Origin of the sequence: Endozoicomonas sp. OPT23 (assembly GCF_009653635.1) — a bacterium.
In the GTDB taxonomy this organism is placed as follows: domain Bacteria; phylum Pseudomonadota; class Gammaproteobacteria; order Pseudomonadales; family Endozoicomonadaceae; genus Endozoicomonas_A.
Genome location: NZ_PPFD01000003.1, coordinates 335,674 through 350,807 on the forward strand (window position 1 = coordinate 335,674; position 15,134 = coordinate 350,807).

13 protein-coding genes are annotated in these 15,134 nt (G+C 47.5%); 4 read left to right on the top strand and 9 right to left on the bottom strand.

Features of this window, described 5'->3' with window-relative positions:
* The first annotated feature begins 3 nt into the window (after window positions 1–3).
* The 4 genes from EOPP23_RS07325 to kynU all read left to right on the top strand — a co-directional run bounded on the left by EOPP23_RS07325 (window position 4) and on the right by kynU (window position 6,309).
* Window positions 4–567, top strand: coding sequence for a hypothetical protein (locus EOPP23_RS07325; protein ID WP_153765311.1), 564 nt, complete (start codon window positions 4–6; stop codon window positions 565–567).
* A 15-nt stretch (window positions 568–582) separates the two neighbouring features.
* Window positions 583–2,040, top strand: a complete 1,458-nt coding sequence (locus EOPP23_RS07330) for a glycosyltransferase family 39 protein (protein WP_153765312.1) — start codon at window positions 583–585, stop codon at window positions 2,038–2,040.
* Between the two features lie 9 nt (window positions 2,041–2,049).
* Window positions 2,050–4,989, top strand: coding sequence for a multiheme c-type cytochrome (locus tag EOPP23_RS07335; protein ID WP_153765313.1), 2,940 nt, complete (start codon window positions 2,050–2,052; stop codon window positions 4,987–4,989).
* Window positions 4,990–5,079: 90 nt separating this feature from the next.
* Complete coding sequence (kynU, locus tag EOPP23_RS07340; protein ID WP_153765314.1) at window positions 5,080–6,309, top strand: kynureninase; 1,230 nt, start codon at window positions 5,080–5,082, stop codon at window positions 6,307–6,309.
* Between the two features lie 2 nt (window positions 6,310–6,311).
* Here kynU and EOPP23_RS07345 read toward each other — a convergent pair whose 3' ends face one another.
* The 9 genes from EOPP23_RS07345 to EOPP23_RS07385 form a co-directional block, all read right to left on the bottom strand.
* On the bottom strand, window positions 6,312–7,829 hold the full coding sequence (locus EOPP23_RS07345) for a hypothetical protein (protein ID WP_153765315.1): 1,518 nt from the start codon (window positions 7,827–7,829) through the stop codon (window positions 6,312–6,314).
* Between the two features lie 928 nt (window positions 7,830–8,757).
* Window positions 8,758–9,351, bottom strand: coding sequence for a GTP cyclohydrolase II (gene ribA / locus EOPP23_RS07350; protein ID WP_370514704.1), 594 nt, complete (start codon window positions 9,349–9,351; stop codon window positions 8,758–8,760).
* Between the two features lie 134 nt (window positions 9,352–9,485).
* A complete protein-coding gene (locus EOPP23_RS07355) occupies window positions 9,486–10,139 on the bottom strand; it encodes a TIGR02281 family clan AA aspartic protease (RefSeq protein ID WP_153765316.1) in 654 nt (217 codons plus the stop codon).
* A gap of 136 nt (window positions 10,140–10,275) precedes the next feature.
* Complete coding sequence (locus tag EOPP23_RS07360; protein WP_153765317.1) at window positions 10,276–10,749, bottom strand: phosphatidylglycerophosphatase A; 474 nt, start codon at window positions 10,747–10,749, stop codon at window positions 10,276–10,278.
* A 42-nt stretch (window positions 10,750–10,791) separates the two neighbouring features.
* Window positions 10,792–11,769 (bottom strand): thiamine-phosphate kinase, encoded by a 978-nt coding sequence (gene thiL / locus EOPP23_RS07365; protein WP_153765318.1) that lies wholly within the window; start codon window positions 11,767–11,769, stop codon window positions 10,792–10,794.
* Window positions 11,770–11,993: 224 nt separating this feature from the next.
* On the bottom strand, window positions 11,994–12,476 hold the full coding sequence (gene nusB, locus EOPP23_RS07370) for a transcription antitermination factor NusB (RefSeq protein ID WP_153765319.1): 483 nt from the start codon (window positions 12,474–12,476) through the stop codon (window positions 11,994–11,996).
* Window position 12,477: 1 nt separating this feature from the next.
* Window positions 12,478–12,951, bottom strand: a complete 474-nt coding sequence (gene ribE / locus EOPP23_RS07375) for a 6,7-dimethyl-8-ribityllumazine synthase (protein ID WP_153765320.1) — start codon at window positions 12,949–12,951, stop codon at window positions 12,478–12,480.
* A 169-nt stretch (window positions 12,952–13,120) separates the two neighbouring features.
* Window positions 13,121–14,233 (bottom strand): bifunctional 3,4-dihydroxy-2-butanone-4-phosphate synthase/GTP cyclohydrolase II, encoded by a 1,113-nt coding sequence (ribBA, locus tag EOPP23_RS07380; RefSeq protein WP_153765321.1) that lies wholly within the window; start codon window positions 14,231–14,233, stop codon window positions 13,121–13,123.
* A gap of 187 nt (window positions 14,234–14,420) precedes the next feature.
* Complete coding sequence (locus EOPP23_RS07385) at window positions 14,421–15,083, bottom strand: riboflavin synthase (protein ID WP_153765322.1); 663 nt, start codon at window positions 15,081–15,083, stop codon at window positions 14,421–14,423.
* Window positions 15,084–15,134: the final 51 nt, after the last annotated feature.

Here is a 15,134-nt window from a genome sequence, read left to right on the forward strand (position 1 = left end):
GCAATGAGAAAAATATATCTGATAGCTGCCATGCTGCTTTCACTAAGCCTGAACACTCAGGCTTACACTTATTCTGCTGCGGGTAAGGAACCGCTGATTGATGGTCGTGAAGCACTGATTCAGGCGGCCAACAGCAATGATTTTGTTGCGGCCAGCAAAGCGTACCAAAAGGTGGAAGAAGAGGTTCTGTATTTCAAACAGGAATACGGTATTGATCTCGACACCCCCATGCGCAATGCGCTGAAAGCCAAAGACGCTAGTAAGGTAACCAAGGTTTTGAACAAAATCTATGTTGCCGAAATCAACCGTCGCCTGACCGGTGCTGAGAAAAACATTAACGACTATCAAGTCGCTAAAGTTCTGGTAGTGAAAAGCAAACTGTTTCTTGATCTGCTGACACCCCAAATGTCTGCCGAGCAGAGAGAGCAAGCAAATGAGGGCATTCAGGGCGCTCTGAAAGCTGTGGGCAATCCGGGTGTGTTTGGTGTAGGTGCAGCGCCTGCTGATCCTGACACCATGAAACAGAGTCATACAAAGCTGATGCAGGCTTTGAAAATCTTTCAATAAACTGGTTGATTAACCATGACTGCCAGCACATCGGGACTGTTTTCCGAACGAGTTCCCGAGCAGATTTCTCAACGAAATTCAAAAACGTCAGAACTGTCTTCTGTTCTGACGGTGCTGGCTGTCGCACTGACATTTCTGATCTGGACTATCTGGTCTTACTGGCTGTTTCAATACCCGATGAAAATCGGCCATGATGATGCCCTGTTTTTTGCCCGTGGCATTGAGCACTTTTCTGTCGTAGAAATCAGTCCACACTTCCCCGGTTACCCCGGCTTTATTGCCCTGGCTTCAGTGCTCAGTATTTTTACCACACCAGAGTCCGCCGTTGTTCTGACCAGCCTGATTTCCGCAGTTATTCTCCCATGGCTGCTGGCTCTACTCTTTATGGAGTTGTCTGGAAAAGATTACACGCCAGTTGCCGTACTGTTTCTGATCTCCTTCATTATTCTGCAACCTCTTCTGGCAGGAATGGCCTTAAGTGGCCTGACCGACCTAACAGGGCTGGCCTTCTTTATTGCTTCTCTGATTGGCTGCTACAAAAAAAGAAACCTGCTTGCCGGATTGATGCTGGGCATGATGCTGGCCTGTCGCCCCTCCTTCTTTCCTCTGGCCATTGGTCTGCTGATTGCCCTGCCATTGATTACTGACAGGCAACACCTGCTGACAACCTATGGCAAAGGGTTGCTGGGCGTTATTCTGGTTGCTGTTCCCTGCCTGCTGTTTGTGCTGGCAAAGGATGGATTTGCTTACTTTGAGGAAGGCCTGCGTTTCACTCAAGGGCATTTTCAAATCTGGGGCAACACTGTCAGCAGCTCACTGCCCAACTGGCAGCAATGGTTGAATACGCTTGTCACAGCATTTAGCTGGCCATTTATTGCTGTCACTCTGCTTTCTTTAACCGTTGGCCTGATACAATGCAGCAGCCGTTTTATTACCTTAATAATCGTCGTGTATCTTGGCTGGATACTGTTGGCTCAGAACCCGGATAACCTGCGTCATTTTGCACCGGTACTGTTACTCTGGCTGTCTGTACTTACTTTTCAGCTGCAACAATTAATTGTCATATTTAAGACTATTCTTTCTCTAGTCATTGCCACAGTGTACCTGTCTCTGTTTACCAGCCAGATCTCTTTTGCTGTTTTAGATGCCCCTGCCCAACAGGCAACTGACTGGTTCAAAGAGCACAGTCAGTCACCAGAAAAAGACTTTAATCGCAGGGTTCTTGGCACCAACTATGCCGTCAGTACTCTTCGCGAAGAGCTGCCTGACTGGCAGATCTACGATATGTATTACCCCAGCAGCGAGCTGGTCCTGAGACAACAACAGGGTTACCGACTGAGTGGCACCAAACAGACGGATCTTCAGCTGATCGCTGAATTTCCAGGCCGGTTTACCGGCGAAAAAAAGCTTTATCTTTATCAGTATGCTAAACCGGTTTCGAGGATGACTGGCAGAAGCATCGACACACCTTAAGGTCAGAAAATGAGCGGTCTATTTTCAGGAAGAAGTCTCAAGGGTGGCTTGAAACGCTGCCTTGCCCCCTTATCTTTATGTCTGCTGACAGTATTGCCATCAGCCCAGGCAGCGGATAAGAGTACCTCAATACGCTGGTCGGAAGACAAAACCAGAATTTACAGCAGTAACTTTGATGGCGGCAGTGTCAGCATAATCGACCGTGATAGTGGTGAGCTGCTGAACGAAGCCGTACTGGGTCGTGATATTCGCCGACTGGCGTTTAACAGTGATCAGAGTCGTCTTCTGGTGTCTGACTATCTGTCCGACGAAGTTATTCTACTGGATGGCCAGAGCCTGAAAGAGATCAAGCGTATTAAAACGCCAGCTCGCCCATTTGGTGTGCTCTTTGATGAAACGAACAATCAGTACTATGTCACTTCTTTCGAAGGTCACAAGCTGCTGGTGATCAGCTCGGAAGGGGATATCCGTCAAACCATCGAAGTGGAAGAAACACCACGAGGGCTGGCACTGACTGATGACCATCGCTTGCTGATTACTCACTCATTGAATGGACAAGTGTCTATTTTTGATGTCAGTACCTCATCACCAAAACTGAGCAAGATCATTCAACTGATTGATACACCTACTGTTGATAAGGCGACTACACCTCAGGGCAAACCACGCCTGCTGGATAATATTGCTATCTCCCCGGACGGCAAACAGGCCTGGCTTCCTCACGTGCTCTGGTCATTCAGTCGTGACTTTCAGTTCCAGTCCACGGTATTTCCAGCTATCTCCATTCTTGACCTGACTCCAGGCAAGGAGCACGAACTGGTTCAACAGCGTAAGCAGCTGTTCAAACAGATCAATATTGTAGAAAGCGGTAACCGCACCCGTATCGTCTCCAACCCACACGACGCCGTCTATTCCGACGACGGTAAAAAACTGTTTATCTCTCTGGCGGGCTCTGAGGATCTGATGGTATTCGATCTATCACGTCAGGGCAGTCTTAACAAAAAGCGTCACCGTCGTAAGAAGTTTCAGGGTGGAGCTAAAGCCACACAAATTTATCGTAATATTCCGGGCGACAACCCTCGTGGCCTGCTGATCAATGGCGACGACCTGTTCGTACAAAACGCCATGAGCCTGAATCTGGTGAAGTTCACCACTGGCGGACAGGGGCCTTTTGCCAAGGCCAAGGTTAAAAATAAGGATTTTTCCACGCTGGTCAGTAAAGACCCACTTTCCCCAGAAGTTCGTTTGGGCAAGACGCTGTTCAACAGCGGTAACACTCTTGATAACCCAGAATACCCAATGGCCGGCGACTTCTGGATGAGCTGTAACTCCTGTCACTTTGACGGCTTTAACTTCACCAACAAGCAGCTGATGGCTGATGGTCAAAAGGACAAGAAAGTTAACGCTTTGACTGGCCATCGTGATGTAGTGAAGATGATCGCTGGTGACCCGGTCGGCGCTTATGTTGATATGGTTCAGAAGACTCAGGGCGGCATGGGTGCCAATCCGGCTTTTTCTGACGTTGAAAAAATTGATGTTAATAACCCTCCGACAGAAGTCGTACGAATGATGTCGGCTCTGAATCAGTACATCAAAACTCAGGAAAACCTGCCGTATCTGTCCACATGGCTGCGTCTGGACGACAAAAAGAAGTTTACTCACAAGGAAGAGTGGCTGAACTCGGCGTCCTGTGAGTCCTGCCATACCAGCATTTATAACCAGTGGGCGGATTCCAACCATGGTATGAACATGGACAATCCTTACTATCGTCAGCACGAAGACTTCGCAGCCAAGGTAGAAGGCGAAGACTTTCGACAGTTCTGTCGCGGCTGCCATACACCACAGATGATCATGAATGGTTTTGAAGGACCATTCCGTGACCATGGTGATATGCACGAGAAACGTGGTCAGTCACTGCTGGATGCTTTCGATAAGGGTGAAGCGGTTAATGAAGCAGGCACAGGCTGTTTCTTCTGTCACCGTGTAACCAAGGCTGAAGATGCTGGCGGTAACGCTGATATGACCATCAACCTGAAAGATCGTCAGGGTTATATCTTCGAGGAGTCTACCCAAGCTGTTGGTCAGTGGTTGGCTGAACGTCAGATTAATGCACTGCCAGAGACTCACAAGGAGTCTTACTCCAATAAAGAGCTGTATAACAGCTCTCTTTATTGTGCGACTTGTCATAACGAATTTACACCGGGACCGGGTGCTATAGTCAACGACAACTATAACGAGTGGCAGAAATCAGAGTTCTTTAACCCTGAAGACCCATCGAAAAACAAAACCTGCATCGACTGTCATATGACGGCGGATGTCGTTGATTTTGACAACCGTGTTGGTGGCCAGTCCACTAATGATGGTCCGATGAAGAAAGACGTCCGCGTTCACTACTTTACCGGCGGCAACTATTACTTCACTGGCCTGCGTAACCCTGAGCACGCGAAACTCAGCAAGGATATGCTGAAGGGTGCTGTGAAAATGGTTGTAGACAAATCAGACAATCTGTTCAGTGCCAAAATCACTAACACCAATGCGGGCCACGCTATGCCGGGTGGTGCTCGTCGTCAGGTATGGCTGGAAATCATTGCTACCGATGCCAACGGTAAAACCGTCTTCGAAAGCGGTGTGATGAAGGATGGCGTTATCCCGAAAGATTCCCGCAAGTTTATTCAGATAAAAGTGGATAAGGACGGAAAGCCTGTGGGACAGCGATTCTGGCGTTATGAGAAGATCGGCAAGGACACCCGCATTCAGGCTGGTGAGACCCGCACTGAGACCTTTGAGCTGCCAAAGGATATTCAATATCCAGTGACGGTCAGCACTCGTATGCTGTATCAGGTGTTTGCCAAGGCGCTGACCGAAAAGGTTAGAAAATATGCGCCGGATGTTGAGATTCCTGAGCCTGAAATAGTGGAGATCAAGAAGATCATAAATACTTTCGAAGAGTAACCACTTATCTGTTGTCACTGACGATAAACAGCCAGAGTTACGGTAACGGTTTATTCTTGTTCCGATAATCCATCAGAATACGAATAAACCATGCCATATACTCTGGATGAGATTCGAGCCATGGATCAAGAGGATCCGCTGGCTCATACCCGCTCTCTCTTTGACCTTCCTGAAGGCTGCTATTACTTCTGTGGTAACTCACTGGGAGCAGCCCCTGTAACAGCCCAACAGTACCTGTTTGATGCTCAACAGCAGTGGCAAAGTCAGCTTATTCAAGGCTGGAATCAGGGCTGGATGGATGCTCCCAAGCGACTTGGCAATCTTCTGGCTCCACTAGCTGGTGCCAGTCAAGATGAAGTACTAGTCTGCGACAACCTCTCCCTCAACCTTTATAAGCTGCTTGGCTATATCACTCAGCATCAGAACAATAGCCGCAAAGTTATACTGGCTGAAGATCAGGGCTTTCCATCCGATTCCTATATCTGCCAAAGCTTCTGTCAGTTCTCTGGCTATGAGTTTCAGACGTTTGATCCAGAAAGCATTTCTAAAAGTCTGGGTTCAGACACAGCAACCCTGGTGATCAGTCAGGTTGATTACCGGACCGGACAGCTCAGGGACATGAAAACCATAACCCGACTGGTTGAATGCAAAGGCGGTGAAGTTATCTGGGATCTGGCTCATTCAGCAGGTGCAATGCCTGTAGAGCTGAATAATCTGGGAGTGAAGTATGCCGTTGGTTGCACCTATAAATATCTGAATGGCGGGCCAGGGTCGCCTGGCTTTGTTTATGTCAGTAAGGTCGTTCAAAACAATGGCTGGCAACCATTGGCTGGCTGGTTAGGACACAAACAACCTTTTGCTTTTGATCAGGAGTACACCCCATCTGAAACCATTTCAACCTTTCGTACCGGCACTCATTCACCTCTGGCTTACAGCGCTTTGGAAGCTTCACTGAAACTCTTGCAGAAAATAGACCTGAATGATGTCAGGGAGAAAAGCCTTAACCTGAGTCGTTTGTTTCTGGATGGTATAAAGGAAATCTGCAAACAGCATGGTATAGAAGATATAACTCCCAAACCTGAACAGCGTGGCAGTCAGGTAGCACTGATTCATAACCAGCATGGTTATGCCATGGTTCAGGCGCTGATTGCCCGCGGCGTTATCTGTGATTATCGTGAGCCGGGGTTGATGCGATTTGGCTTCGCGCCACTGTATTTAAGCTATGAAGATAGTTGGAACGCTGGCAGGGAAGTTGTTGAAATGCTGAATAACAGGGAATATGAAAGGAAGGAATTTCAGGTCAGGCAGAAAGTCACCTGAAATTATGGTTGTCGCATCCCCTTTGGCTCACTCTCCCGCCAACCAATATAGCCTCGAGCTTTATTTTCAGCAGGTGCTAGATCGTGCTTGTTCGGCTGTTTCAATAGAACAGAATAATCTTTGGAGATAAGGTCACCACTCTTTAACACGTAGTGTTTACCATCAGCCGATTTTTCTCTTATACCAAGCCAATTTCTTTTAATCTGGCTATCAAAAACCTTTTTGCCGATTCCTTCTATTTCCTTATCAGCAATAAACTGACAGAGCTGCTTTGACTCAGACTTATCAAACATTTCTATTGCTTTCAACGCAGGATGTGTTTCTACGTAAGGTGCACCAGCTTCGGCAAATTTTTTTTCAAAGTGTGGAGCAACATGGACTCCGGCTTTTATCATGTCCTTATAATTAGCGGATATCATCGATACTTCAACGGCATTAATATGTCGAGCCATAGTAATCAAGTGATTTCGAGCCTGCTCCTCAGATATCTCAGAACTGTCATGGCTGAGAGAGTGGTATAATTTGACCACCTGTTCTGAGCTGCCCTTATTCGCACATAAAGACACAGATTTGGAAAGCTGCTGAGAGCTGATCAGCGGATATATTTGAGAAGGTGCCGAGAGAGACAGGCAGAAATGCTGAATAGCATCCTCCCCAACAAAGCAGTCATTATCTGGAGCCAGGCAGTTCCGGTCGATCAAGCTATTCCAAAGACTACCGTTTCCACCACCCTCCATGCTGACCATTTTTTCCAATAGTTCATCATCCAGTAATTCACTTTGCCTTAATAGAGAAAGCTGAAGATCGTGAACATATTTTGTGTGTAGTATATTACTGGACAGAGCATGGTCTCTGAAACCGCTATATTCTCTAATATATTCACGCGCTACTTCTGGTTGTACAAAACCAAGGAACAGGGGGGTTGGTTTACCCGTAACAGATGCAGCTTTCGCTAAACTCTGATAGAGCTTGTTCTGAGCTGTCCAGTTATCCATCACTGAAAACGTATCATCTTCCATAACTGGATAAGGGTAATAAACTCCTTCCCTGTGCTCCATACTAAGCCACTGTCGCTCTGAATATCGCCCTTTAAACTTTTTGTAATAGCTATCAAGAGGCTTATTCTCCAAAAGCTTGTGCTCGAAGGCTTCATCAAAGTAAGCGCAGGGAAAGCTGCTGACAGATTTCCCTGCAGCTTCTACTTCTGTCCTGTAGACCTCTTCCAGCTTCCTTCCCAATGAAACCATCTCACCAATATATTTCATTGGGCTGTTAATGAATGAATCAACTTCCAGAATCCGATCAAGCTCAGCAGGCTCCGTCATAACACCCCTGAGCAGTGCCTTAAGCTCTTTTGTACTTTCTTTTATTAATGCAGGGTTATTAGCCAGACTCGTCTCAAAGGAGCTCTTCTCCCAAAATAGTTGGTGAGAAATCTTATCTTTTATCGATTTCTCGTCTTCGTTAAAGTGCTCCCTTGGCTTACATCCATGCCCCTTCATAACAACAGAATCAAACAAGCCCAGTAATACCTGATGCTCCGATTTTTCTCTCGTTTCTTTAAGGCACTCAGCAGTGTACCCATTTTCATTAAGGAACAGGTCTAATAGGGAAGCACCAATGCTGTCAGGGTGAGTTCCCTGTTCGGCAAAAAGAGTAACAGGCTCCAATGAGCCCTCACTATGAAAGACATTTTCTTCAGGAAAAACCAACCGACACCATATCAGTTCAGGAAGGGTTTCACGCACTTTTTCATAATCAGCTTTATTAAGCAGTAACCTCTTCCCGAACTTGTTTAATGCACTTAAAAGCTCAACAGTGCTTTCGCTTGCAAGATTTAGACGATCAAGACCTGTGGTATTGTACGATTCCAGAACTTCCTCAGCCTTTTCACAACTCATTTCCTGATCAAGCTCTAACCCAAATAAAAGGGCTACCTGACTTCGATCCCTGTTAAAATTACCGGTCTTCGTTGACGAGTCTGAATTTCCATGAGATATCAGCCTCTGTGAGAGTAACTTCCCAGACACTTTGCTATCGCAAGCTGCCCTGATACTGACGCCTGGTTTGATTGTTACGTTTCTTCCCTTATAGCAGACACTTTCAGTTGCTACAGAATCCCTCGGAGCTGAGTACGTACCCAGCATTGTCCTATCAACTGGCAAGCCTGGTCGAGTTATCAATGCCTTATCCTAGTGTCAGCCTTCTCAGACTCTTAATCGGCCTTTTGCAGGGAGCCTGTACACATCGACTGGCATAATGGAATGTAAAAGCCAGAGGTTAATATTCGAATACTTTCTGGAACTGTTTTTTGAAATAGGAAGAGACTATAGGAGTGAATGGCAAGGAAGGAGGTGTTTTGTCTACTGATATGGAGAGTGATATGAAGACTATCTAAAAGCCTATCAACTCTCCACACTCAGGCTAAGAGGGTAAAGCGGTAATGAATCAGGCTGTATCGTAAAGATGCCCAAGCTTCCACACTTTAGTCGTCAGATACTTCTCATTATGAGGATTCTGACCCGTCTGGTGAGGCTTACGCTCAACCACTTCAATACCCTGACTGGTCAGTGCATCAACTTTTTTGGGGTTGTTAGTCATTAAATAAACCTGTTCAACGCCCAGGTGATCCAGCATGGTCTTGCACATATCGTATTTACGCAGATCCGCTTCAAAGCCTAACTCTTCGTTAGCTTCAACGGTATCCAGACCTGTATCCTGCAACTGGTATGCACGTACCTTATTCAGCAAACCAATACCACGGCCTTCCTGACGCAAATAAAGAATAACACCGCGACCTTCATCGGCGATCTTACGCATGGCGGCTTCCAACTGTGGGCCACAATCACAGCGCATACTGAACAGGGCATCCCCTGTCAGGCATTCTGAATGGACTCGGGCTAATACCGGTCCACCCTGGCTGACATCCCCCATGGTGAGAGCCAGATGCTCCTTGCCGGTGCCACTCTCTTCAAATCCATGCATGATGAACTCACCAAAAGGGGTCGGCAAGCGAGACTCTGCAACAAAACTAACAGACACTCACTACTCCTCAATAAGTGTGTGGACACACGCAATAGAATATGAAATCAGCCATTCTTCTCATAACGGCCGGTAAATTCGCATGTCCGGGTACTTACAGTCTGGTGATGGATTGTATCAGAGCAACCATCAGATTAATAACGTGCCTGAAAACTCATGATACCGCCTTCCTCACTGAACTTGACGCTTTTCAGGTAACTCATACCCAGCAATACAGTATTCGGGCTGGTGCCCTCAATCACGGTTGCATCAACGCCCGGTACTCGAATACCGCCTACCGATACATAATCCAGACGGATTTTATAGCCTTCAGTAATGCCCCCGGCGGTTTCGACAAATATCTTTTCACCGTCTTTATAGGAAAGACCCAGCCTGTCGGCTTCACCTGAGTTCATGGCCACCAGGTTAGCACCGGTATCTACCAGCATCTCTGTAGAGCGACCATTAACTGAGCCACGGGTAATGTACTGACCCTGAGGGGTTCTGGTGACTCTGAAAGTAAGAATTTCAGGCGTGGTAATGCCCTGCCCCATATCTCGGCTCAGGTAGTATTCGGTTCTGATGCCATTGACTTCGATAACTGCTTTTTTACTGCTGGCAGATACCAGCTGGACACCTTTGATCGTCTCTTTACCCACCTGGATAAAGTGCCTCTTACCATTAATAAGAACCAGCGCCTTATTCTGAAAAAGACCAACAACACGTAAATTGGTAGCAGAGGAAACAGAAGAAAATAGTAGTGTAAAACACGTCACTATCAGTGACAGAAAACGAAACGATCCGTTCATTAAATTCCAGCTCTGGATGACTGCTGACAAACTCTGGCGATCCGCACCGAGCGACTCAACGACTGCTTTAATCCCAGTCCCTGTGGGAAGTTATAATCGTGACCCGTGTCTTTTTATTCAAGTTATTATATGCGACTTAAATCGCAAAACGGGCAATCAGCTGCAAGGATACCAGTGCAAAGACACCTGCTACAACGTCGTCTATCATGATTCCCAGACCACCATGGACTTTTTTATCCAGAAAACTGATAGGCCAGGGCTTCCAGATATCAAATATGCGGAACAGAACAAAGCCAATAATCACCCACATCCAACCTGCTGGTGCAGCGAACATGGTAATCCAGTAACCAACAAATTCATCCCAGACAATGCCAGGGTGATCGTGTACACCAAGATCTTTTGAAGTCTGCTCACACAACCAGACACCCAGCACCATACTGACCAGAATCACCAGCCCGAAATTCCACAGCGGAAGATACTGGAACAGTAGATAAAAAGGGATGGCTGCCAGAGTACCAAAAGTACCTGGCGCTTTTGGTGCAAGACCACTGCCTAGACCAAAGGCAAGAAAATGAACAGGGTTTTTCCAAACACTATCTGCCGGATTCATAGTAATAACAGTTTCTTTTATTTGTGATTTAACATTAGTGCTTCAAAAGTGGCGATAAGCTTTAGGGCTCAATGGCTCACCAGTAGCAATATCAACCAGCCCCGAGCCTTCTACAATACGACCAATGCAGGTCAACTGACAGATCTCCGCCAGTTCTTCAGCTAAAGGCTTAACCCTGCTTTCTGGCCAGGTAAAACAAAGCTCATAGTCGTCACCGCCAGTGAGTGCCAGTTTCAATGCTTGTTCACTACCAACCTTTTCTAACAAAGCACCGGACACAGGAGCGTAAGCAATCGTTAATTCTGCGCCTACGCCGCTGGCTTTAAGAATATGTCCAAGGTCACCCAGCACACCATCAGAAATATCCAGTGCAGAGGTGGCACCATTCTCAACCAGCCACTGCCCCAACTCAACTCGAGGCGAAGGTTTGAAATATCGATTAAGCAGGTATTCGGAAGATTTATCCTGGGCCGTTTCAGGTATTTTACCGTCAAGCACGTCCGGCAAAGCTCCTCCGGCATCACCAAGATTACCGCTGACGTATATCAGATCACCGACCTTGGCTCCGTTTCTTCTCAGTGCTTTGCCGCTCTTAACAAACCCTTGAGCCTGAATAGAAATGGTCAGTGGCCCTTTAGTCGTATCACCACCAATCAAACCTGCATCATACTGACCAGCGAGAGCTGCCAGACCATCAGAGAAGGCTTTCAACCACTTTGGGTCAGCTTCAGGAAGAGTAAGACCAAGGGTAAAGGAGTGAGGAGTCGCACCCATCGCAGCAAGATCACTGAGATTCACAGCAAGGGAGCGATAACCGAGATAGAAAGGATCGCAGTCGACAGGAAAATGAACACCTTCCACCAGCGTATCCAGAGACTGCGCCAGCTGAAAACCTTCAGGCACGGACAAGAGTGCACAGTCATCACCTATGCCAACAACATCAGAACGCTTTGACCTCAACTCGGAGCGATCAAAGAAGTCACGAATCAGATCAAATTCACCTAATGAAGTTTCAGACATAAATACGAGAGGTAATAGTTAGGAATAGATGAAGTTATCGTAACGCTTACGAAGAAGCCAGATAAGTCAGGCTTCAGGTTAATCTTTCAAAGACCAGGGATGGTCTGTTTAGCGACTCTGACCACGGAGGGTCAGTGGAGCGGAAAGATTAATCTGAAGTCTGGCGATTTAGACCATTCCGAAAGTTTGACAAAGCATGCCAAACTCTCGAAACAGAACAGCCATTACTTCCGACGGAAGTTCCGCACTTCTTCAGTACGAATACGCGGCGCCAGCTTGTCCAGAATACCGTTGATATAACGATGGGAATCCTGGGCACCGAAACGCTTTACCAGCTCAATGGCTTCGTTGATAACAACACGGTAAGGCACATCAGCACGGTTAACCAGCTCATAGCAACCAATACGCAGAGCAGCCGTTTCAACCGGATCCAGCTGAGTCAGCGGACGATCAAGAATCGGCGACATAGTGTCGTCGAGCTTGCTGGCATCACGGGCAATGCCGGTCAGCAGCATATGAAAATAACCGTCGTCTACCTTGCTGAAATCGTTATCCGAACGGAACTGCATTTCAATCTGGGCAATGGACGATTTTGACATCTGCCACTGGTACAACGCTTGAAGCGCCAGCTGTCGTGCACGACGACGGGCAGATGGTTTGGGACGCTGGGCAGATTTCTGTCCTTTGTCCTGCTTGTCAGTAGACAACTCAGGCCTCCAGTTTCTTGAGCAGGGACACCATTTCGAAAGCCGCCATGGCAGCCTCTTCACCCTTATTACCTGCCTTGGTACCGGCACGTTCGACAGCCTGCTCGATGGTGTCTACGGTCAGAACACCGAAGCTTACCGGAATCTCCTGATCCAGGTTGACCTGGGACAGGCCTTTCACGCATTCGTTGGCAACAAACTCAAAGTGAGGAGTACCGCCACGAATAACTGCACCCAGTGCAATAATAGCGTCGAAACGCTGGGTCTTGGCGACTTTCTTAACAGTCAGTGGAATTTCGAACGCGCCAGGGCAACGAACGATAGTAATATCTTCTTCCGGTATTCCATGGCGAGTCAGGCTATCTACGGCACCATTCACCAGACTTTCTACGATGAAAGCGTTCCAGCGACCAACAACAATTGCGTACTTGCCGCCATTTGCCTGCAGAGAGCCTTCAATGGTTTGTATAGACATGGCTGTTTCCTCAAAAAAAATCTTCTTGTCTCTGATGTCGTTATAGACAGATGCCCGTAACAAAAGCACTTTAAAAACGACAACAGTTGTCTTTAAGCAAAGAAGCAAAACAAACCGTTTTGCTTCTCTTCAAATTAATGCTCTCAGACCCATTCATGTAGACCGGATATCAGTCTTCGCTGTGGATGTATTCAACAATTTCCAGATCAAAGCCGGACAAAGCGCCGAACTTGACCGGAGAACTGAGTAGACGCATTTTACCCACGCCCAGATCACGGAGAATCTGTGAACCAGTACCAATGGTCAGATAAGCACCGGACATACCGCTGCTGCCTGACTTGCCCTGGTTATAACGTTCCAGAGCATGGCCCAGATCCATCTTGCCCTCAGAATTCAGCAACACGGCAACACCGCGCCCTTCTTTGGCAATTTTCTCCAGCGCCTTGTTCATGGACCAGCTGTTGCTTCCCTTTTCAGGGTGAGCGCCCAGCAGATCGCGGAAAGGTTCCATTGCATGCACTCGGACCATAGTGGGCGAGTTAGGCGTTATGTATCCCTTACTCAGGGCAATATGCGTGTTGCCACTGATGTAATCACGATAGGCCGTCAGATCAAACTGACCGAAATCCGTATCAATAGTACGGGTTTCAATCTTCTCTATAGTCTTCTCATTGAGAATGCGATAGTTAATCAGATCAGCAATGGTGCCAATCTTGAGGTCATGCTCTTTGGCAAAGACTTCAAGGTCAGGGCGACGAGCCATGGAACCATCTTCGTTCATAATTTCGATGATGGCTGCTGCTGGAGCGAGACCTGCCAAACGAGACAAGTCACAACCTGCTTCCGTATGACCGGCACGACTCAAAACACCACCTGGCTGTGCACGCAGCGGGAAGATGTGTCCTGGCTGAACAATGTCACCTGGACGGGACAGCGGGTCAACCGCGACACGAATCGTTTTGGCACGATCCGCTGCAGAGATACCTGTTGTCACACCTTCAGCAGCTTCAATGGAAACAGTAAACGGAGTACCAAAACCGGACTCGTTGTCGTCGTTTCCTACCATCGGAGGCAGCCCCAGAAAATCGCAACGTTCACCGGTCAGGGTGAGGCAAAGCAGGCCACGAGCCTCTCTTGCCATAAAGTTAACGATTTCCGGCGTAATCTTTTCTGCCGCAACAATAAGGTCGCCCTCATTTTCACGGTCTTCATCATCCATGAGGATAACGGGCTTACCGAGACGAATGTCCTCGATAATCTCTTCGATGGAGTTAAGCTGCATAGTGCCCCCACTCAATGTTGATGCATCCGGCATGCGAAACCGGCACATTCTACAGTGTTCAACCAGCCTCTGGAAGAACACTGCGGTTTATTCTGATTTTCTTAGTCAGTGACTATACAGACTTACTCATTCACACGTTATTAGCCTGCCGCAGGCCGAGTAATAACTAATAGAGAAGTCTACACACTCACTTCATAAACCCGTGTTCAGCCAGAAAGCCGGCCGTCAGAGTTGATTCCTTGATCGTATCGTCTTTCAGGGACGGATCCATCAGCCGTTCAAGGTAGCGTGCCAGAACGTCCACTTCCAGATTCACCACAGTTCCTGCACTGTAGTTCTCTATGATGGTTTCCTGCTGGGTATGAGGAACAATGTTCAAAGCAAAGCGGCAACCTTCTACCTTGTTCACCGTCAGGCTGACACCATCGATCGTGATAGAACCCTTGTGAGCAATGTATCTGGCCAGGGACTTTGGTGCTTCAAGCCAGTAAACCGTCGAACGACCGGACGGTTCCAGTGAAACTACAGTACCCTTGCCGTCCACATGGCCACTGACCAAATGACCACCCAGTCGAGTGGTCGGGGTCAGTGCCTTCTCCAGATTCAATGGTGCACCTACAGGCAATGAGCCCAGAGTTGCATAATCCAGTGTTTCCAGAGAAACATCTGCCACATAACCTTTGCCGGTCAGCTCTACGACAGTGAGGCAGACACCATTGGTGGCGATACTGTCACCCAGCTGAACATCTGAAAGGTCCAGCGTGCCTGAATCAACGGTCAGCCGCAGGTCGCCTTCACGGGCTTCAACCTTTGCCAGCTTGCCAACCGCTTCGATTATTCCGGTAAACATTAATCCTTTTTTCCTTAAGTGTAAGGACACTTGCAATCGAACAGTAAGTTC